At 69.3% G+C, this 21,074-nt stretch carries 15 protein-coding genes and 2 pseudogenes; 3 read left to right on the forward strand and 14 right to left on the reverse strand.

The features are described 5' to 3' along the window. Positions 1-306: 306 nt before the first annotated feature. The 14 genes and pseudogenes from VNN10_00705 to VNN10_00770 form a co-directional block, all read right to left on the reverse strand. Positions 307-1,158 (reverse strand): alpha/beta hydrolase, encoded by an 852-nt coding sequence (locus VNN10_00705; GenBank protein ID HXH20519.1) that lies wholly within the window; start codon positions 1,156-1,158, stop codon positions 307-309. Between the two features lie 58 nt (positions 1,159-1,216). Then, positions 1,217-1,738 (reverse strand): annotated as a pseudogene (locus tag VNN10_00710) (anti-sigma factor). Further along, complete coding sequence (locus VNN10_00715; protein HXH20520.1) at positions 1,699-3,177, reverse strand: NAD-dependent malic enzyme; 1,479 nt, start codon at positions 3,175-3,177, stop codon at positions 1,699-1,701. Before VNN10_00715 ends, VNN10_00710 begins: the two are co-directional and overlap by 40 nt. A gap of 109 nt (positions 3,178-3,286) precedes the next feature. Beyond that, positions 3,287-4,540 (reverse strand): cytochrome P450, encoded by a 1,254-nt coding sequence (locus VNN10_00720; GenBank protein ID HXH20521.1) that lies wholly within the window; start codon positions 4,538-4,540, stop codon positions 3,287-3,289. Continuing rightward, positions 4,528-4,875 carry a non-heme iron oxygenase ferredoxin subunit gene (locus VNN10_00725; protein HXH20522.1) on the reverse strand — a complete coding sequence of 116 codons (348 nt, stop codon included), beginning with the start codon at positions 4,873-4,875 and terminating at the stop codon, positions 4,528-4,530. Before VNN10_00725 ends, VNN10_00720 begins: the two co-directional genes overlap by 13 nt. A gap of 104 nt (positions 4,876-4,979) precedes the next feature. Beyond that, positions 4,980-5,189 (reverse strand): hypothetical protein, encoded by a 210-nt coding sequence (locus VNN10_00730; protein HXH20523.1) that lies wholly within the window; start codon positions 5,187-5,189, stop codon positions 4,980-4,982. Positions 5,190-5,274: 85 nt separating this feature from the next. Beyond that, a complete protein-coding gene (locus VNN10_00735; protein ID HXH20524.1) occupies positions 5,275-6,207 on the reverse strand; it encodes a pyridoxamine 5'-phosphate oxidase family protein in 933 nt (310 codons plus the stop codon). Between the two features lie 60 nt (positions 6,208-6,267). Beyond that, positions 6,268-7,332, reverse strand: coding sequence for a MerR family transcriptional regulator (locus VNN10_00740; GenBank protein HXH20525.1), 1,065 nt, complete (start codon positions 7,330-7,332; stop codon positions 6,268-6,270). Between the two features lie 180 nt (positions 7,333-7,512). Continuing rightward, positions 7,513-10,494, reverse strand: a complete 2,982-nt coding sequence (locus VNN10_00745; protein HXH20526.1) for an AAA family ATPase — start codon at positions 10,492-10,494, stop codon at positions 7,513-7,515. A 12-nt stretch (positions 10,495-10,506) separates the two neighbouring features. Further along, positions 10,507-11,823: an MFS transporter gene (locus tag VNN10_00750; protein ID HXH20527.1), complete on the reverse strand. Its 1,317-nt coding sequence runs from the start codon at positions 11,821-11,823 to the stop codon at positions 10,507-10,509. Positions 11,824-11,827: 4 nt separating this feature from the next. After that, complete coding sequence (locus VNN10_00755; protein HXH20528.1) at positions 11,828-13,114, reverse strand: CoA transferase; 1,287 nt, start codon at positions 13,112-13,114, stop codon at positions 11,828-11,830. After that, on the reverse strand, positions 13,114-14,310 hold the full coding sequence (locus tag VNN10_00760; GenBank protein HXH20529.1) for a CoA transferase: 1,197 nt from the start codon (positions 14,308-14,310) through the stop codon (positions 13,114-13,116). The genes VNN10_00755 and VNN10_00760 overlap by 1 nt, the downstream gene beginning before the upstream one ends. Before the next feature lie 561 nt (positions 14,311-14,871). Then, positions 14,872-15,684 carry a PIG-L family deacetylase gene (locus tag VNN10_00765; GenBank protein HXH20530.1) on the reverse strand — a complete coding sequence of 271 codons (813 nt, stop codon included), beginning with the start codon at positions 15,682-15,684 and terminating at the stop codon, positions 14,872-14,874. A gap of 26 nt (positions 15,685-15,710) precedes the next feature. Continuing rightward, the gene (locus tag VNN10_00770) at positions 15,711-16,685 is read right to left on the reverse strand and encodes an NADPH:quinone oxidoreductase family protein (GenBank protein ID HXH20531.1); all 975 of its coding nucleotides are present in this window, start codon (positions 16,683-16,685) and stop codon (positions 15,711-15,713) included. A gap of 254 nt (positions 16,686-16,939) precedes the next feature. On the opposite strand from VNN10_00770, the pseudogene uvrB reads away from it, so the two are divergent. The 3 genes and pseudogenes from uvrB to VNN10_00785 all read left to right on the forward strand — a co-directional run bounded on the left by uvrB (position 16,940) and on the right by VNN10_00785 (position 21,037). After that, a pseudogene (gene uvrB / locus VNN10_00775) lies at positions 16,940-18,895 on the forward strand (excinuclease ABC subunit UvrB). Positions 18,896-19,289: 394 nt separating this feature from the next. After that, a complete protein-coding gene (locus VNN10_00780) occupies positions 19,290-19,961 on the forward strand; it encodes a hypothetical protein (protein ID HXH20532.1) in 672 nt (223 codons plus the stop codon). Positions 19,962-20,065: 104 nt separating this feature from the next. After that, the gene (locus VNN10_00785; protein HXH20533.1) at positions 20,066-21,037 is read left to right on the forward strand and encodes a hypothetical protein; all 972 of its coding nucleotides are present in this window, start codon (positions 20,066-20,068) and stop codon (positions 21,035-21,037) included. Positions 21,038-21,074: the final 37 nt, after the last annotated feature.

Below are 21,074 nucleotides of genomic sequence, written 5' to 3' on the forward strand. Positions count from 1 at the left end.
GCTGCACGAAGTCGGGCGCGAAGTAGGCATCGAGCTGGTCGAGCCGGTTGGCGTTCCAGGCCTCCTCGATGGCGAGCACGACCTTCTTGTTGGCGTCTGACATTTCTCGCCTCCTTTCGGTAGTGGGGGCTAAGCGTAAGCTAGGGCTTACGGACTGTCAAGCCGGGGCAACAAGATTGGCGGGCCGGTGGGCTCTACGGACCAGGGATCAGGAGCAGCCACCTCAGTCCGCTGAGTTCTCTCCGCCATGGTCCACCTCATCCAACCGGCAGAGACTCATCGCCGGCTTAGGGGGACGCATTACGGTCAGATCAGGAAGTCGCGCACGACCTCAACAAACCGCTGGAACTGGTCGTGGTGCACCCAGTGGCCCGCGTCCTTGATCACGACGGAGCGCATGTCGTGGAAGGCGGACGCGCGCCCGAGGCGGTTCGGGTCCTGGTGCCAACTCTCGGAGCCGCGGACCAGGAGTACCGGCGCGCGGATCGCGTTCCAGATCGCGCGGGCGTCTTCGTCATTCCACTCGTAGGGGCTGCGGATGCGCGTGAAGTTATCGAACTTCCAGGTGTAGGAGCCGTCCTCGAGGCGGCGCGTGCCGTGCCTGGTGAGGTGGAGCGCGAGCTCCGGGGAGAGATGACGGTTGGCCTCCCGCATGCGTTCCGCCGCCTCTTCGAGCGTGGCGTAGCGACGCGGCTGGCGCTGCTCGAGATCCCACATGTAGGCGAGGTAGTCGCGCATGCGGGCGTCGGCCGGGCGGTGTCTGCCTCCCCGCGGCCCCAGTCCTTCGATCGACACGACCCTGGCGACGCGCTGCGGCATCGTGCCGGCGTACTCGAGGACGACGCCGCCACCAAGCGAGTGGCCGATCAGCGCGACGGGAAAGCGGCCTACGGTCTCGATCAGCTTCGCGAGGTCCAGTACGTAGTCGATGACCGAGTACTGGCTGCCGATCGCCCAGTCGCTGTCACCATGGCCCCGGAGGTCGGGCGCGTAGACGCAGAAGCGGTCGAGGAGGGCGTTAGCGACGAAGTCCCAGCTGCGAGCGTGGTCGCGGCTGCCGTGGACCAGGAAGAGGGGCGGCCGGGATTCGTCGCCCCAGACGGCGTAGTGCAGGCGCAGGCGGGCGGATTCATAGAAGCGGGAGGTGGGCTCGATCATCGGCGTCAGCTTATGAGTGGGGAAGGCGACGGGCAACAAGCCGGGCCGGCGCACGGCATCAGCGTACGGGGAGGAGCTCGGCGACTGTCGGCCCCGTGGGCGCCGGGAAGCTGCCGCCGGGCGGCTCCCTGGTGACCAGGATGCGCTCCACGCCGTCGAGGTCGCGCTCTCCGACTACGGTGAGGCCGACGAAGGGATCCGCATCCGCGGTCGCCAGCGACCGGTAGCGGCCGTCCTGGACGGCCCAGACCTGGTAGACGCCGGCGGGGCCCAGGGTCGGGAACAGCCAGCCGCGAAGGACGTAGGTCTCCTTCTCCGCGACGTAAACGGCGCGCGCGCCCGGCGCCCGCCCGAAGGGCTCGGTGCTGTGAAAGCGGACGTGGGAGGTGCCGTCGCGGGTCACGTCGAGGATGAGCGCGATGGACACGCCGGCGACGAGCAGGAGCAATACGAGGAGCGCTGCCCCGGCCGTCATCATGGCTGAGCCCCTGGAGCGCCGCACTTCGGGCACGAGCACGTCCAGCGAGAGGAGGCGCGTCATCAGAGGAAGACGGCCGGATGGCGCTTCGGCCGCCGGGCCACGCCGGTACGCAGGGCGGCCTGGGCGACCTCGCGGGCCACGGCGCGGGCGACGTTCCGGTTGAAGACGCTGGGGATGATGTACTCCTCCGACAGCTCGTGCTTGCCGACTGTGCCCGCGATGGCGTTCGCCGCGGCGACCTTCATCTCTTCGTTTATCTCGGTGGCGCGGACGTCCAGGACGCCGCGGAAGAGGCCGGGGAAGCAGAGGACGTTGTTGATCTGGTTGGGGTAGTCGGAGCGGCCGGTAGCGAGGATTCTGGCCGCGCCGACCGCCTCCTCATACGGGATCTCTGGGTCGGGGTTTGCGAGCGCAAAGACGATCGGGTCTTTGTTCATCTTCTGGATATCGGCGGGACCGATGACGTTTGGCGCCGAGACGCCGATGAACACGTCGGCGCCCTCGATGGCGTCGTGTATGGTGCCGGGACCGCCTTCAGGGTTCGTGGTCCTAGCGAACCATTCCTTGATCGGGTCCATCCCTTCGGGCCGGCCGGGGTAAACGATGCCGTAGTGGTCGACGCCGATCATGTCCCTCACGCCGGCGGCCATGAGTATTTTGGCCACGGCCGTGCCGGCGGCGCCGACGCCGCAAATGCAGACTCTGATGTACTCCATGCTCTTGCCGACGATGCGCAGGGAGTTGATCAGCGCAGCGAGCACCACCACGGCCGTGCCGTGCTGGTCGTCATGGAACACGGGGATGTCGAGCTCCTGTCGCAGGCGCTCCTCGATCTCGAAGCAACGGGGCGCCGAGATGTCCTCCAGGTTGATGCCGCCGAAGCCGGGCGCCAGCGCTTTCACGGTACGCACGATCTCGTCTGGGTCCTTGGTGTCCAGGCAGAGAGGCCAGGCGTCGACGCTACCGAACTCCTTGAAGAGCATCGCCTTGCCCTCCATTACGGGAAGGGCGGCGCTGGGGCCGATGTCCCCGAGGCCGAGGACGGCGGTGCCGTCGGTGACGATGGCGACCGTGTTGTGCTTCGTGGTCAGGGTCCAGGCGGCGTCCGGGTCCTGGGCGATGGCGCGGCAGATGCGCGCGACGCCGGGCGTGTAGACCACCGAGAGGTCGCGCCGGGTGCCGACCGGCACCTTGTTGTGCACCTCGATCTTGCCGCCGAGGTGGGCGATGAAGACGCGGTCGGAGGCGCTGCGGACGATGAGGCCAGGCACCTTCTTCATCCGCTCGATGATGTAGCGGGCGTGCTCCGAGTCGTCGGCGCCGACCGTGATGTCGCGCACCATGGTGTCGCGGTCCGCCTCGACGAGGTCGATGGAGCTGATGTTGCCGCCGGCGTCGCCGATGGCGGAGGCGACGCGTCCGAGCATGCCGGGCGTGTTCGGGTACTGCGCCCGGATGGTGACCGAATAGCCGCCGCCCGGAATCACGCCCTCGACCGCTAGGTTGATGCGGCGGCTGGGTCGGCTACTGCGGGGCATAGACGTCTCCTGGGCTCTGGCGCACTGCGCTCCCGGACGGATGGTGGAATAGATTATACGGCGCTAACCCGTCCGGTCCGGCCGCGAGTCGCCGGGAGCGGACGGCAGATCAGGCGACGCTGACCGGCAGCTCGCGCACGCTACGGAGGATGAAGGAGCCCTGGTAGCGGACGTCCTCCTTTGCCAGCCGGAGGCGCGGGAAGCGGCGGACGAGGGCACCGATGGCGACCTGGGCCTCGGCGCGCGCGAGGATGCCGCCCAGACAGGTATGGGGCCCCGACCCGAAGGCGATGTGGTAGTTCTCCTGTCGCTCGAGGTCCATCTCCTCCGAGTCGGCGAAGACCTCGGGGTCGTGATTGGCCGCCATGAACATGAGTAGGACCTTGTCGCCGGCCTTTATCGTTTTGCCGCCCAGTTCCACGTCGACGACGGCCTTGCGGCGGACGGCGTGCACGGGCGCGTCGAAGCGCAGGAGCTCGTCGACGGCGGAGCGGATGAGATCGGGCTGTCTCTGCAGCTTTGCGAGCTGGTCCGGGTGGCGCAGGAGCTGGTAGACGGCGTTCGTTATCAGGCTGCCAGTAGTCTCCTGGCCCGCGCCGTAGAGGATCGTCGCCGTATCCAGCACCTCTTCCGCCGTCATTTTGCCTTCGGCTTCCGCCTTGAGGAGGGCCTGGACGGCGTCGTCCATCACCTCGGCGCGGTGGCGCTCGAAGGCTTCCTTGAACCATCGGTCCTGCGGCGTTTCGACGTCCTCATCGCCTGACGGCGCCTGGCGGCGACGGCGCGCAGGGCCCGCGGCCATGCCCGCTGAAGCAGGCATCGGGGCGCTCTCCTCGTGCGCGGCCGGCGCGGGCCTGGGAGGGCGCCCTTCGCCCCCCGTGTCTTCCATGCCGAAGGCGTTCAGGGGCCCGCGCGGCCGTTCCGGCGGCACGTAGGGCAGGCCCATGATCTCGCTGATGATGCGCCGGGGGAGGATGCGCGCGTAGTCCCAAGCGACATCGAAGCCGCCGCGCTCTTCGGCCTGGTCGAGCTGCGCGTCGACGATCTCCTGCATACGCGGCACGAGGGCTTCGACCGCCGTCGAGCCGAAGTGGTGTGCGACCGGGCGGCGGAGACGGGAGTGCTCGGGCGGGTCGGCGGTGACCATCATGGTCGGGCGCATCCAGCGGCGCTGGGGCGGCCGGTTGGTTGCGGTGAAGCGCGGGTCCTTCGCCACCTGGACGACATCGTGGTAGCGGGTGAGGACCCAGTGGCCCAGGGGCTCGCACCAGTGGACCGGGTCCTCTTGCCTGAGCTGCCGGTACTGCGGCCAGGGGTCCTGCAGCCATGAGTCCTCCCAGGGCGTGAACTTCACCGGCGCCATGCTTCGCCTCCACTGGCTATTGGCTGCGACACGTCTACCAGGACCGTGTCTCCCTCGACCTTCACGGGGTAGGTCGCAATGGGCTCCGTCGCGGGGCCTGCGACTACTGAGCCGTCGTCGACTCGAAAGCGGCTGAAGTGCCAAGGGCACTCGATCACGCCGCCGGTCAGGGCGCCCTGGACCAGCGGGCCGTCCAGGTGGCTGCAAATGGCAGCGAAGGCGTACAGGCGCCCGCCGACGTTCGCGACGATGATCTCCGTGCCTTCGGTCTCGTACTCGCTGTAGGCGCCCGGGGGGATGTCCTCCAGCCGCGCGATGGCTACGTATGCCACCATCTCCACCTCTGCGACGGCTCACGGGACGCGTGCTCCCGTGGCGCCATCGTACGACTCGGCGGGGCGATGTCAATTGCGCCTGGCGGCGCTGGACGCGGCCGGGGTCAGTGGGAGGTGATGTTGGCCGGGAGCGCTTCCGCCGCCAACGCCCCGTCGCCGATGTGGTCGTCGGAGGAGTTGCGGAACTCGCGCCGGGCGCCGCAGAGGCGGCAGACTCCCTCGCTCGTTGGGCCATTAGGGGCCGCGATGACCCAGCGGTGGCGGCAGCGCTCCGCCGATGAGGGCGGCGGTTCGGTCCAGATCGACTCGTTCATTGCACTATGGTTTTCGGCGCCGGAGGAGGTGGTCTTGAGGCCGGAGGGCAGGCGAGACGGCGCCGCCTCGCCTGCCCTCCGGGTTTCACTGCGGGGCCTGCTGGCCGATTGGAGAAGCCGACGTGACGCGCTGGCGTTTCTCCAGCCTCCGGCGCGGGTTCATGAGGGCGGTCAGGCGAAAGGCCGCTTCCAGGGTGCAGCTCATGTAGCCCTGCACGGGGAAGTCCTCGCGGTGCTGCTGCAGGCCCTCGGTCCGTGGCCGCTTGTCACGCCGGAGGAGGCGCACCGAGGCCGTGCCACTGAGCTCGACCGCATCGCCGCTAGTCAGATCCGGCACCAGGAGGGAGAACCGGCCGGTGGCGCGGATGTTGCCCGCGCTCTTCAGCATGCCGTCGCCGACGTATTCATCCCATTCGAGGCGCGCGGCCGGTGGGTCGAGGCGGAGGAAGCCCGGCGGCCCGCCGCGGTGCGAGACGTCGACGATGCCGTCGGGACTGATGCTCGCCAGGAAGGACGTCTCCGCCGACCCGACGGTGCGGGCCAGCCAGTGGTCGTCCAGCGTCACTTCCGAGCGGGATACAGGGCCGAAATGGAGCGCAGTCTCGACCGGCGCCGAAGGCGCGACGTACTTGCGGCAATTCGTGAAGGTCTCGGTCGCCTCCAGCCTCAGTGTGTCGCCTTCGCGAGAGAGGAGGCCGTTCAGGCGCGCGCGGCGGGCCATCGCCAGGTTTAGCGCCAGTCCGCCCGCGGACACCGTCCCCTCGATTGAGGGCGCCTCCGTGCCGCCGAGGGGCACCAACACGGTCGACGGCCCGGCGACCTCCACGACCGGGGCCTGGCCGGAGACTGCCATGAAGCCAAGGCGGCCGCGGGCGCCTTCGGTCGCCAGGATGATCATGTCGGCGGTGGCGCAGAACTCCGTTACGGGCCCGACCCAGCTTGCGAGCATGTCTGCCACGCGTCGCGTGTTCGCCTCGCTCTGCACCTCGATCTGGCCGGGGTGGTACTTCAGGGTCATGGTGGTCCTCCAGCGCGTCATCGCGTGGCCCTTCCTCAGGAGGAAGGGCCACGCTGACTCCTAGGCTTTCGCTTCGAAGACCCGGTTGGTGGCCGAGGCCGCCGCCCTCCGGAACGACGCGAAGCCGGCGGCATCGAACACGCCCTTCAATTCCGCGTCCGTGGCGAGGGTCCCGAGCGGCTCGCCGCCCTCGGCGATCGCGTGGGGCGTGCAGACCAGCACGGAGGCGGCGGAGAACAGGCGGCCTACCGGGTTAAGGTTCTCCTCGACGGTATCGCCGGCCATCGGCTCCACGAGCATCACGAGGCCGCGGGGCCTAAGGGCGGCGCGGGCGTGGCGGGCGGCGCCGTAAGGGTCTCCCATGTCGTGGAGGCAGTCGTAGTAGGTCAGGAGGCCGTAATCGCGGCCGGGGAAGTCCTGCGCCGCGGCGACCTCGAAGGTCACGCGGTCGGCGACGCCCGCTTCCAGCGCCGCCCGGCGCGCGGCCTCGATGGATGGGGCGTGACTGTCGAACCCAAAGAAGCGTGACTTCGGGTACGCCCTGGCCATGATGATGGTCGAGACACCGTAGCCGCAGCCAACGTCGGCGACGGTCGCGCCCTCGAGCAGTCGGGCTTCGGCGCCATCCAGGGCCGGGATCCAATTCTGCACGATGTTGCCGACGTACCCCGGCTTGAAGAAGCGCGCGGTGCCGGCGAAGAGGCCGGGGTCGTGCTCGCCCCAGAGGAGCCCATTGCCCGCCCGGATTGCCTCTGCGATCCTGGCTTCGTCCCTGGCGATCGAGACCATGAGGCCAAAGCCGCCCGCCATGGCGGTGGCGGCTTCGTCGTCCGCGAACACGGCCGCCTGCTCGGGCGACAGCGAGAAGCGGCGGGTCGCCGGGTCGTAGTCGACGTAGCCGGACGCGGCCTGGTTGACGAGCCAGTGGCGAAGGTAGCGCTCGCTCAGGCCGGAGCGCGCGGCCAGTTCCCCCGCGGTCGCCGGGCCACTGGCCGCGAGGGTCTTGTAGAGCCCCAGCCTGTCGCCGATGGTCACGAGAGCCGCCGTGACGACGCTCCCGAGGTCGCCGAGAGCCTGCCCCAGTATCGAATTCAGCCTTTCCTGGTCGATGGTTGTCGTGGTCATGTCCTACCTCCCATGCGTTTTGCCGTGTTGGTTAGCAATCCGTCGTCTGCCGGTGTCGCATATGCCCTCCTGTCTCAGCCATGTCAGGAGTCTGGCGAGGACGGGAGGCGCGGATATCCGTACGACTACGGAATGTGATTGGTCCGAGGCTACGTAGATCGCGAAACTACGGGGGCGGGGTTACTGACCGGCGGCGAGGCCGCGCCCGACGGCCCAGGCCGCGAGTTGAGAGCGGTTCGAGAAGCCCATCTTGGCCATGGCGTTCGCGACGTGGGTCTCCACGGTGCGAGCGCTGAGCACCAATTGGTCGGCGATCTCGCGGTTGGTTAGCCCGCGCGCGATGAGAGAGGCTATCTCCGCCTCGCGGGCCGTGAGGGCGTCGACGTGCTCGCGACCGCCGCGGCGCCTCAGGGTCGCGGGCAGGTGCTCGCCGGCGCGCTCGATGTAGGCCTCACGCATCGCTTCGGGGACGCTGGCGGCCAGGCGCTCGACGAGCGCGAGGGCGGCGTTGGCGTGCTCGCGGGCAGGGTCGCGCTGGCCCTGTGCGTGAAGCGCGCGGCTGAGGTCCGCGTGCAGCCGCCAGAGCGCCGAGAGGTGTCCGTTGGCCTCAGCGGCGGCCAGTCCCGACCGGAGGGATGCCAGCCCTTCCTCGACGCGTCCGAGGCCCAGCAACGCCAGGCCCTTGTGCCGGGCGACCCTGACCGCGGTCCGGCCGGGAAAGACGCTTGCGCTGTCCTCCTCCAACCTCAAGGCCCGTTCGAGGGCGCGCTCGTGCTCGCCTGTGGCCAGGTCCAGCTCGATCGCGCCGGCGTGATACCAGCGCTGGCTCATGCCGCGCACCCGGTCCAGTGGCACCGGAGGGACCGAGGCGTACAGATCGCGCGCGAGGTCGGGGCGCTTCAGGTCGATGAAGGCCTGGCACAGCAGGCATGCCGCCTGCGCGATCCAGGCGTCCGAGTTCATCTCGCGTCCAAGGCCTAATGCCACCTCCAGCGCCGGCCGGGCCTCGTCCGCGTGCAGCAGGTCAAGGTAGATGGCGCCCAAGGAGCAGAGGGCCGCCGCCTCCCATTGCGAGTGCCCGATCTCGCGGGAGAGATCGACCGATTCGCGCGCGTGGGCGAGGGCGAGCTCGTATTCGCCCTGGGGGGCGAGGCAGAAGGCGGTCTGCCAGAGGGCATACGACTCCGCCGAACGGGAGCGCGTCCGGCGCGCGACCTCGATGGCCCGTTCGCAGTAGGCCCTGGCCTCGCGAAGGGGGAGGGCAGCGGGGGACATGTCGGTCTGGTACGTGCCGCTGGCGATAGGGATTGAGGCCAGCGCGGAGGTCAGCGTGCGCAGGTCGCCGAGCGCTTCGAGGCGGGGCACCGCCTCCAGGTAGTAGCCCAGGCCGTCGGGGAATTCCCCGGCCTGGTAGCAGGCCATGCCCAGGAGGTCCAGCGTCTGGGCCTCGCCGGCCTCGTCGCCGGCGGCGCGGAACATTGCCAACGCCTCCTCACTGAGGCGCCGCGCCTCAGCGAAGTTGCCGGTGTTCGAGTACCAGTTGCCAAGCCGGTTGAGGCTTGTCGCCTCCGCCGAAGGGTCATCCAGGGCGCGGGCGAGCGTCACCGCCTCGCGGTAACACTCTCCCGCGCGCGCGTAGTCGCGAGAAGCCCAGAGCAACCCCAGGTCCAGCACGGCGCGCCAGCGCGTGCGGGCATCGCCCTCCTCTGCCGCGGCCGCCGCGGCGCGCTCGTAGGCGCTTCGCGACTCCTCGAAGTCGCCGAGAATGTCGAAGGCCGTCGCCGTGTGGAGGTGCAGCGGCGCCTTGAAGGCGCCGGGCACATGCTCGGCGGCCTCGAGCGCGCGGCGCAGGTGCTGGAGCGCCGCGGCCGGGGCGTAAAGGGCGAGCGCGCGCACGCCGGCCCGGGCGGAGTACTCCAGCGCCCTCTCCCACTCGGAGGCCTCGAAATAGTGCCAGGCGAGGTCCTCGACGCGGCTGTCGAGGTCGTCCGCGTACAGGTGCTCCATCGCCTGGGCGATGCGACGGCTGAGAGCCCGGCGCTCGCGGAGGAGGAGGCCCCCGCGCACGGCCTCGCGGGTGAGGGCGTGGCGGAACGCGAAACGGTCGTCCGCTTCCTCGACAACGATCTGGGCCGCGACGAGCTCCTTGATGAGGCCGAGAAGTTCGGACTCGGCCAGGCCCGAGAGGTGCTGGAGGAGGCCGAAGTCGAAGCGCAGGCCGGCAACGGCGGCGAGCGACAGCACGCCCCGCGCCCGCTCCGACAGGCCCGCGGTGCGGCGCTTTACTGCCTCCTCGACGCTGCGCGGCACGTCGACCTCGGCGATGCGCAGGCGGTCGATCCCCTCGAGCCCGCCGGCCTGGTCGGCGAGAGAGCGCAGGACCTCTTCGACGAAAAACGGGTTGCCTTCGGAGAGCTGGTGGACCGTGTGCAGGAGGTCGCCGCGGCTGGTCCGGCCGCCGAGGATGGCCCGGAGCATCCGGTCGACCTGCGTCACCGTGAGTGGGCCCAGCGCGACCTCCGCAGCCAGGCGCTCGCGATCGAGCTGCGCCAGGAATGCGCCGAGGGCCGGCGTGACCTCGTCGCTGCGATATGTGAGCAAGAGGAGGCAGCCGGGCACGGCCTGCCGGGCGACCTGGAGGATGGCGTCGAAGCTGCTGGTGTCACCCCAGTGCGCGTCCTCGAACACGATGAGCAGGGGCCGGGATGCGGCCAGCGCCGCGATGAACGAAGACAGCGCCTCCAGGGCGCGGCGCTTTTCGGCCGCCGCCCCGGTCTCGAGCGGTTGCACCCCGGCGGCCCGGGCATTGCTGATGCGGGCGAGCGATGGTTCGATGTGGACGAGGTCGCCGGCCAGCGGCCGCAGAGCCGGCAGGGCTTCTTCCAGCACCGCGACCTCGCGCAGAAGGCGGGCAACGGCGGAGTAGGGGATGCCTTCATCCTGCTCGAAGAAGCGCGCTTGCAAGACGCGCGTACCCGTCGCCGCCGCGAGGCGCGCCAGTTCGCCGGCCAGCCGGCTCTTGCCGATGCCCGCCTCTCCGGAGACCAGGGCAAGGCGGCCGCGCGCGGTGGAGGACTCCAGGAGCGCCTGCAGGCTCTCCAGGGCTTCGGCCCTGCCCACCATCTCCGGGCAGACGATGGGGCGCGAGAACACGCTGCTCACGGGCGGCCTCCCTCAAACCGCAACGCCGGCCTCTGGAGGCAGCGCCAGCCCATCGGGCCGCTCCTGCCGGAGCGGCGGCCGCGCCAGCAAGATCAGCACCAGCCCGACCGCCGAGAACATCGCGAAGAGGACGAAGGCCAGGGTGTAGCTGCCTGTCTCATCGTAGAGGAAGCCGGCCAGCACGGGCCCGCCCGCGCCGAAGACGATGGAAAACGGCATGGCCACCGAGCGTATCCGGCCGAGGTGCGTGCGACCGAAGTAGCTCGCCCAGACCGTCTCCTGCAAGGGGACCATCCCCCCGATGCCCAGCCCGTAGAGGGCGAGCACGGCGATGGACAGCGCCTCTGACCGCCCGGCGACCGCGAGCAGGGCAATTATGGAGACGCCCGAGAGCGCGAACCCGGCGGCGCTGAGCATGCGGGCGTGGAAGCGGTCCATAAGCGCGCCCCAGACGGCCTTCGAGATCAGGGCCGACCAGGACATGACGCTGAACAGTCCGGCCGCCGTTGCGCGGCTGTAGCCCTGGTCCGTGAGAAAGGAGAAGAGGTGGAGCAGCATGGCCCCGAGCCCAATGTTAGCAACGCCGTAGGCGAGGATGATGAGCCAGATCGTCCGCGTGCGGACTGCCTCGGCCCGCGTCCACTGGACTTCGGATGCCGCGGAGGCGCGGCGGTGGCTGGCGGCAAAGGCTTCAGCTTCCTCGGGGCTCATGCCGTCCGGCGTCATGCCGGCCTCCTCGGGAGAGCGCCGGACGACGAAGGCGGCCGGGATGATCGTCGCCCAGACCAGGAGGCCGGTCAGCACCCAGGCCGTCTGCCAGCCGTAGGCTTCCACCCACCAGGAGGCGAGCGGCGCCATGAGGACGCCGCCCATCGAGACGCCGGCCGAGGCGATCGAGACGGCCATGCCACGCCGCACGACGAACCAGCGCGCCACCGTAACGTTGACCACGAGATTGCCGAGGAGCGCGTTGCCGGCCGTGTGGCCGATGCCGCGGATGAGGTAGAACTGCCAGAGGCTCTCGACGCGGCTGAGGAGGATGAGCGACGCCCCGGAGATGACGCCGCCAGCCAGCATGAGGGGGCGCGGCCCGCGTTTGTCGACCTGGACGCCGACGAAGAGGCCCAGGGCGCCCATGACCACGGTGGAGACCGTCTGGACGGCCGAGAAGTCGCCCCGGGACCAGCCGAGGTCCTCGGTCATGGGCTTCAGGAAGACGCCGGCGGCATAGGCGGACGTGCCGGCGGAGATGAACTGGGCAACGAGCGCAACGCCTACGATATACCAGCCGTAGAAGATCGCGGGCCGTCGCAGGGCAACGCCAGTCACAACGTCAGTCCGTGTCGATCTCCGCGCCGGGATAGTATCGTTCGCCGATCACGCCTTCGGCCTCGAGGGCGGCGAGATCCTCTTCGGGAAGGCCCAGGAGGCCGGAGAAGACCTCGCGGTTGTGCTCGCCCAGGTTGTTCGTGGCCAGGCGCACCTCGGACGGCGTCTCGCTCATGCGCCAGAGCACGCCGGCGCGCTCGTAAGGGTTGGCCGGCGGGTGGTCGGCCGTGATCCAGAAGCCGCGCTCGCGCAGGTGCGGGTCCTGGAGCAAGGAAGGGATGTCATATACCGGCCCGGCGGGCACGCCGGCGGCCCGGAGCCACGCCGCGGCCTCGTCCTGGCCCCGGGAGCGCGTCCACTCGGCGACGCCGCGCTCGACCGCGTCCCGCTGCTCCAGCCGCCCGAGCAAGTTCCTGAGCTCGGGTTGCCGCGCCCATTCCGGCTCGCCCATGGCTTTCACGAGCGCCGGCCACTGGTCGTCGGCGCGGACGGCGATGGCAATCCAGGAGCCTTCCTCGCGGCAGGGGAACACGCCGTGCGGACAGGCGGTAGGGTCGGAGTTGCCAAGCGGTTGTGCGACACGGCCGTTCATCGACCATTCGAGCACCGGCCGCGGCAGGTGCGTGAGGAGCACCTCCGCCTGCGACAGGTCGATGTACTGGCCCTTGCCGGTCCGCTCGCGGTAGTGCAGAGCCGTCATGATGGCAAACGCGAGGAGAAGAGCGCCCGTTGCATCCGAGTGGAAGACGCCGACCGGCGTCGTCGTCGGGTCGGAGTCGGGATAGCCGCGGAGGTACATGTGGCCGGTGAAGGCGTCGAGCCCGCTGCCGAGGGTTGCGTAGCCCTTGTAAGGCCCGCGTTCGCCCCAGCCGGGCATGGAAACCATGACCAGGTCCTCGCGGACTTTGCGCAGGCTCTCGTAGTCGAGCCCCATCCGGTCGATCGTCCCCGCGCTGTATCCGATGACGAACGCGTCCGAGACGGCGACGAGGCGCTCGAGCAGAAGGCGCCCTCGCGGGTGCATCACGTTCAGCGTGACCCCGAGCTTGTTGCGGTTGGCGAGGTGATAGGTGGTGGAGAGGTCCCAGGGGCGGTCGGGGTCGCCGGGGATGGCGGCCCGCTGCGCCGGGTTCATGGTGGCGAGCTGGACCGGGCGCGTCATGGAGGCGCGAGGATAGGACTCGACGCGAATGACCTCGGCGCCGAGGTCTCCCAGGAGGGTAGTGCCCATGGGGCCGGCCCAGACCTCGGTCATGTCGAGGACGCGGTAGCCTTCGAGGGGCTGCGGCATCAGATCACTCCCGTCCCGGAGAGGACCCTGAGGTCGTCGTTACCGTAACCAAGCAGCTCGCCGTAGACCTCGGCGTTGTGCTGGCCGAGGAGCGGCGCCGGACGTCTGAGCGACCAGGGCGTCTCCTGCATCTGGAAGGGCGCCCCGGGCAGGGTCACCTGACCGGCCGCGGGGTGCGCGTGCTCGACGAAGAAGGCGCGCTCCTGCACCTGGGGGTCGTTGAAGACCTCGTTTACGGTCTGGATCGGCGCGCACATGACGCTGAATCGCTGCAGCTCGGCGAACGCCTGGGCACGAGTGCGCTCGGCGAACCAGGGCAGGAGGAGGGCCTCCAGTTCGTCGCGATGTTCCATGCGGGCGGCAAGCGTCGCGAAGCGCGGGTCCGAGAGGAGTTCGGTCATGCCGATGGCCCGCAGGAGGCGCCGGAAGAAGCGTTCGCCGGCGGCGATCATGAGCATGTAGCCATCGGCGCAGGGCACGACACCGGCGGTCGGGCTAATCGTGGCCTCAACCGGCTTCGGCACTGTGCCGCCCATGGTGTAGAAGAGGGTGCGCGTGTCGACGTTGCCGGCGAGGGCCTCCAGGCCGCTGATGTCGACGTGCTGGCCGATGCCGAAGCGGCGGGAGGCAAACAGCGCTCCCATGGTCGCCACGGCGGCGGTCGCGCCCGTCTGAAACCAGAGGGTGTCGGGCGCGTAGCGCAGAGGTTCACGGTCGGGCTGGCCGTGGATGTACATGCGGCCGCTCATCGCGAACAGGGCTATCTCCTCCGAGCTGTAGTCGGCGTAAGGTCCCGTCTGGCCGAAGGGCGTGATCGATGTCAGGACCAGCTTCGGGTTGACGCCACGCAGCCGCTCCCAGTCGAGCCCAAGGGCGCGCGCCCGAGAGGGCAGGTTGTTCTCGATGAGGACGTCGGCCCAGGCGACCAGCTTGTCGAGCAGCATGCGCCCGCTTCGAGTCGAGTAGTCGAGGGTGATGCCGCGCTTGTTGGCGTTCAGGTAGAGAAAGAGGCCGCTCTTTTCGGGGTGGGGCAGGTCGCCGGGAAAGGGCCCGGTGCGGCGTGAGGGGTCGCCTTCGAGGGGCTCGACCTTGATCACGTCGGCGCCGAAGTCGGCAAGGAGCCTGGCGCAGTAGGGGCCCGGGATGTCGGAGCCCAGGTCAAGCACGCGGACATCGGATAGCGCCAGGTCGGCCATCGGCCCTCCGTGAGTCTGGGCTACCGGCGATACTGAATCCGCGGGCCTCTCGTGTCAATGCGCCCGTCGACAGCTCGCCCGGGCCTGCGGTAGGCTGCCGGGCATGGCGGCGGAGGCCCAGGAGTTCAGCGCCCAGGTCGAGTGCGCCGGCGGCCGGACCTTCGTCCGTCTCCCATTCGACGCGGACGCCCTGTGGGGCCGAAGGACCGCCACTACGTCGCGGGGGAGGTGGAGGGAAGGCGTATCCGCGCGCGGATCGAGGTGGACCGATCGGGGGCCCGGCTGCCGCTTGGCCAGGCCTGGCTCCGGGACTCGAACGTTGGCCCAGGGCAGAGGGTGCGGGTCCGGCTCGAACCCGAGGGCCCGCGGCCGGGAAACCTTCCCGAAGATGTCGAGGCCGCGCTCCGAAAGGAACCCGACGCGCTACGCCTCTTCGACTCCCTGGCGACCTTCTACCGGCGCAACTATGTCCGCTGGCTGGAGGCCCGCGAGGCGTCCCGAAACCCGGGCGAAGCGGCTCGAGGAGATGGTCTCGCTCCTCAAGCAGGGCATAAGAGAGCGCTAAAGGCGTTCGACCGCGCGGAGGCCCTCGAAGAGGTCCCTCTCGGTGGATCGTCCGCCATTCACGAGGCTGAAGACGCGGTAATAGTCCTGGGAACCCCAGAAGAGCTCGTGGTCCGCCGGGCGCAGCTTCAGTAGCTCCTCGTAGCCGGGGAGCTGGCTGCGGTGGCACAGCACCGCCTGCCAGACCCGCTCCCAGTACGGGCGCGCATCGAGCCGCGTGGTCATCACCCAGCGCTCCCAGGGCTGAGAGCGGCGCTCGATGCCGTCGATTATCATGACCAGCTCGCCGAACGCTTTCTCGTACTGGCGCAGTTGCTCGGCGTCATTGGCGCGGTAGTACAGCTTGCTCACGGTGTGGGGAAGCTCGCCGCCGGCGCCTGGCGCCGTCGCGGCGACGACGGCGGCGGTCGCGAACTGGCAGACGGCGATATGGTCGGGGTGGCCGTAGACGCCGTCGTGGGGGAAGGTGACCACGACCTCGGGGCGTACCTGCCGGATGCGCGACGCCATCTGCCCGATGATCGTCTTCGGGTCGGCCTCGTCCACGTGCCCGTCGATGTAGTCGAGGAAGCGGACGTCCCGGACGCCCAGGACCGCGGCGGCGGCGCGCAACTCCTCTTCGCGCACGCGGCCGAGCGACTCGGGGCCGGGAAAGTCCTTCTCCTCGCCCCACCAGCCATATTCACCGCGCGTCACCATGAGGAGATGCGTCTCGACGTCGGGGTCGTCGGCGTACATCGCCAGCATGCCGCCGATGCCGAGGGTCTCGTCGTCGGGGTGGGCCAGGATGCAGAGGAGCCTCAGAGGCATGGCAGGCGAACCATATCAGATGGCGCTCAGGGGATCAGCACGACCTTCCCTTGCGTCTCGCGGGCCAGCATCCGCCGGTGCACGGCTGCCGCGTCCGCCAGAGGCGCCACCTCGCCGATGACGATGCGCAGCCGGCCGGAGGCGAGCGCCCTCGCGAGCCGGTCGCGCGTGGCGGCCATGAGTTCGGGCACCTCCATCGCGGTCATGAGGTAGTAACCGACGACCGCCTGGTTAAGGCGCATCAGGCGCAGCGGGTTCAGCGGCGGCGGCGGGCCGGCGGACTGCCCAATCTCCACCAAGCGGCCGAAGGGCGCCAGGCACCGGAGACTGGCCTCGAAGACATCGCCGCCGACCGACTCCACGATGACATCAGCGCCGCGTCCGCCGGTGATCTCCTTCACCTGGTCCGGCCAGGAGGGGTCCGAGTAGTCGACGAGGGCATCGGCCCCGAGGTCCGCGGCCAGCTCCAGGCGCCGCTTGGAGCCCGCCGTGGCGATCACGCGCGCGCCCGCCAGCTTCGCCAGCTGCACGAGGAAGCTGCCGGTGCCGCCGGCAGCCGAGTGCACCAGCACCCACTCGCCGGGCCGGACCCTGCCGGCGACATGCAGGACCTGGTCTGCCGTCACGGCCTGCACAGGCAAAGCGGCTGCCTCGGTGTAATCGAGGCCGGCCGGGATCGGCGTCACGTACTCGACGCGGGCGACGCACTTCTCGGCGTAGCCGCCGCCCTCCGGGAGGACCGCCATCACGCGCTCGCCGGGCAGGAGGCCGGAGGCGCCGGGTCCCAGCGCTTCGACCTCGCCAGCCACTTCGAGGCCCGGGATCTGAGGAAAACGTGGCCGGAGGTAGTAGCGCCCCTCGGTCGTCATCGTGTCCGCGAAGTTCACGCCGGCGGCCCGCACGCGGATCAGGACCTCGCCGTTGCCGGGCGCCGGTTCCCCGGCATCCTCGTAGCGCAGGACCTCGGGGCCGCCGATCTCGTGGAAGCGGATAGCCTTCATTGCAATGCAGCGTAGCGTACAGAGTGCGAGGTGCAGGGGCGAGCGCGAGGCCCGGGCGGGCCAGGCCCGATTGGACGCGACCTGCATCCAGCCAGCTACGATGGCCGCGAGGTCCAGGCGTCCTGCTCGCGGTAGACTCGCCGACCCGCGCTACCGAAGCCGACGCCGTATCGGGCCTGCATCGGAACGCTTGTGCGATAATGGTCCCGCGTGGAGGAACGATCGGCGCCGGGAAGCGGTTGGCGCGTGTAGGTATGCCTGCGTTCAAAATCGTCTCCGATTTCAAACCGACCGGCGACCAGCCGGAGGCCATCGAGCAACTGGTGCGGGGCCTCGAGAAGGGCATGCGCGCGCAGACGCTGCTCGGCGTCACCGGCTCCGGCAAGACGTTCACCATGGCGAACGTCATCGAACGCTGGCAGCGGCCGACACTGGTGCTGGCGCCCAACCGCACGCTGGCCGCGCAGCTCTGCTCCGAGTTCAAGGAGTTCTTCCCGCACAACGCCGTCGAGTACTTCGTCTCCTACTACGACTACTACCAGCCCGAGGCCTACATCCCCCGCACCGACACCTACATCGCGAAGGACGCCGACATCAACGACGAAATCGACAAGCTGCGCCACGCCGCCACGCGCGCCCTCTTCGAGCGCAAGGACGTGATCATCGTCGCCTCCGTGTCCTGCATCTACGGCCTCGGCGACCCGGACGAGTACTCGAGCTTCGTCGTGCACTTCGCGAAGGGGCAGCGCGCGCCGCGTTCGACCGTGATGCGCCGGCTGGTCGAGATGCAGTACGAGCGCAACGACGCCAACGTCGTGCGCGGCAAGTTCCGGCTGCGCGGCGACACCCTGACGATAATGCCGGCCTACGAGGAGCTCGCCGTGCGCATCGACTTCTTCGGCGACGAAGTCGAGCGCATCCTGGAGTTCGACCCTCTCACGGGCGAGGTCGTGGCCGAACGCGACCATATCGACGTCTACCCCGGCAAGCACTTCGTCACCTCGCGCGACAAGCTCGAGCTGGCGATCGCCGACATCGAGGAAGAGCTGGAGGGGCGCCTGGCCGAGCTGCGCGCCGCGGGCCGCATCCTGGAAGCGGCGCGGCTCGAGGAGCGCACCCGTTACGACCTCGAGACGTTGCGTGAGTCCGGCTATTGCTCCGGCATCGAAAACTACTCGCGGCACCTGGCGCGCCGCCCCGCCGGCTCGACTCCCTGGACGCTGCTCGACTACCTGCCGGACGAGTGGCTGTTGTTCATCGACGAGTCGCACATCTCCATCCCCCAGGTCCGGGGCATGTACCACGGCGACATTTCCCGCAAGCAGACGCTGGTCGACTACGGCTTCCGCCTGCCCTCGGCGCTCGACAACCGCCCGCTGAGCTTCGAGGAATTCGAGGAGCACCTCGACCGCGTAATCTTCGTCTCCGCAACCCCCGGGCCCTACGAGCTGGAGCACAGCGAGCAGGTCGTCGAGCAGATCATCCGCCCCACCGGGCTCGTCGACCCCGTGATCCACGTGCGGCCGACCCGGGGCCAGATCGATGACCTCCTGGACGAGATCAGGGCTGTTGTCTCCAAGCAGCAGCGGGCCCTGGTGACGACGCTGACGAAAAAGATGGCCGAGGACCTTGCGGACTATCTGCGCGAGATGGGCGTCCGCACCCATTACCTGCATTCCGAGATCGACACCCTGGAGCGAGTCGAGATCCTGCGTGACCTGCGCCTCGGCGTGTATGACGTCGTGGTTGGCATCAACCTGTTGCGCGAGGGACTGGACCTGCCCGAGGTCAGCCTGGTCGCGATCCTGGATGCGGACAAAGAGGGCTATCTGCGGTCGGGGGGTTCCCTGATCCAGACGATCGGCCGGGCCTCACGCCACGTCGAGGGCCACGTGATCATGTACGCGGACACGATCACGGACTCGATGCGGGCAGCGATCGACGAGACCGAGCGCCGCCGGGCGAAGCAGATCGCCTATAACGAGGCGCATGGCATCGAGCCTGTGGGCATCGTCAAGGCAGTGAAGGACATCACCGACCACGTGCGCAAGGTCGCGGAGGAGAAGGCGCAGTACTCGGTCGACGGCAACCTGCCGAAGGACGAGTTGCTGCGCATGGTCCTCGAGCTGGAGCGGCAGATGAAGGCGGCGGCGAAGAACCTCGAGTTCGAGAAGGCGGCCCAACTCCGCGACCAGGTGGCGATGCTCCGCAAGGTCCTCGCCGACGACAAGGACTCCATCAAGGAACTGGCGGCGGTCGCCGGTCACGAGGGCATGCTGCCGTTCACGGACTCGCCGGCGATGCGCCGGGCGGCCCGAGAGGTGACGTACCGGCCCGGCCGGCGCGGCGCGCGCTACCGGCGGTAGCGCGCAACCGGCGTGGCCTGACCGCAGCCGCGTTCCGCAGCTGCATCGTCGAACCGGGGCAGGAAGGCACCGATGACTGGCAGGTGCCCGTCCTACGGCAGTCGCGGTCTTGTGCCCGAGGTGCCTTTTTCCCGGGGCGGCAGACCTTACTGACCTGCATGCGATACTGCCGGCGTCGCCCGTGATGGCCTCGCGCGGGGCCGGCGGGTAATCGACAAGCCTTACCAGGAGTCCGGCAGTGCTGTACGAAGAGCGGTTCACTCATGTCAAACGGGGCCTGGCCGGTGAATACCTCCGCTGGCACCGCCAGGACCACCGGGCCGTGGTCCACGAGAACGGCGGCCGCGTGCTGTGCGTGATGTCCGGCCTGATCGGCGCGCCGGCGACGGAGATACTACAGGTCGTCCGCTACCCGGACTTTGCCTCCTGGGAGCGGTCGCAGACAGTGGTGTCACCGGAGCGCGCGGAGCTCGTCGAGGGTGAGGAAGTGCGGCTGCTGCGCGCGATCGCCGCCCGGCCGAAGGACCGGCTGCCGGACGAGGACCGGCGCGCGGTCTACGGTTATCGCCGCTTCTTTACGCGCGGCGCCGACCTCGACGAGTTCGCCTACTGTTCCGGCGAGGGCGTGTGGCCGCGGATCGAGGCCCAGGGGGCCTGCATTCTGGGGCTGTGGACGACGGTCGCGGGCACAGAGCCGCAGGAGGTGGTGCTGCTCACTGGCTACCACGGCCCGGGCCACTGGGAGGAGACTCGCGGCAACCTGCCTATGCCGGAAGGATTCGACCCCGAGTTGTGGGAGCGGGGTCAGCGCCTGGGTGCCCGCCGCAACGAACTGACGCTGAAGTCGTGGGTGAAGCTGATGCGGGCAATCGAGCTGGACGAAAGACCGATGGCCGGCGCCGGGAGTTAGGCAGTTTCCTGTACGCAGATCGGCCGGGCCGCCTCTCGACCTGTTCTAATTCGCTGCTCCAACTGATAGCTTGTGGTGGCATCGGCGTTGCGAGGAGGCGCGAAGTGGGACCGACCTCGGAGAGGCTCAAGAGTTGGTCGCCGTGGGTCGTAAGCACCGGATTGACGCTGCTCCTCGCCGGCCTTGCGTGGGACGCCGTCCTGCACCGGGCCGACCCCGACCTGGCGGCAACCGAGGGCGTCTTCTCCGCCTCCAACCCGGGGCACGTGCTCTTCGGGGGCGGCATCGCGGTGATCGTTGCCGGCATCGTCATGTACCTGGCGGCTCGCGCCCTGGAGTCCAGGCGGCGTCTCGCGTTCGCGCTGCCGGCGGCGGGCATCCTGGCGCTGGCGACGGCGTCGTTCGGGCTGGCGGCGTCCACGGGGACGCTGGGAGGGGCACGCCACATCCATGAAGACGGGACGGTGCACACGCACAACCAGCACCAGGAGTTCGTGGCGTCTCAGGGACGGAACAAGGCGTCCTCGTCTCTCCCCGGCGTGACTCACGACCACGGCGAAGCGGCGGCGATCACGGCGGCGGAGCTCGAGGCGGCGGCGCGGCTGGTGGCTGACACGAGGGCGGCGTCGGTGCGCTTCGAGGACATCCAGGCCGCGCTCGCGGAAGGTTATTACCAGGCGGCCCCGCCGCGGAACGGCCTCGCCCATTACATGAACACCGCCTATAACCGGGACGGCCGGATTCTGGACCCGGAGCATCCGGAATCGTTGATTTATCTGCGATTGGCTAACGGGAGCTGGAAGCTGGTCGGCGTCATGTACCGGATGCCGAGCCCGGACCAACCCGGCCCGCGCGTGGGCGGCCCCCTTACCGCCTGGCACGCGCACGACAATCTGTGCACCGCCAACGGCCGCGTAGTGGCCACCGTCAGCAACGGCACCTGCGCCAGGGGCACAGCGTCCAAAACGCCGGAGATGCTGCACGTCTGGCTGGTAGACAACCCGAACGGCGTGTTCTCAGACGACATGGAGCCAGCGGCGATACAACGGGTGGTCGAAGGCCTGGCCAGCCGCTAGCCGAGCCTCCCCAAAAGCCCAAAGCGCGGTGCTCTCC

Source organism: Dehalococcoidia bacterium (assembly GCA_035574915.1).
Taxonomy (GTDB): domain Bacteria; phylum Chloroflexota; class Dehalococcoidia; order DSTF01; family WHTK01; genus DATLYJ01.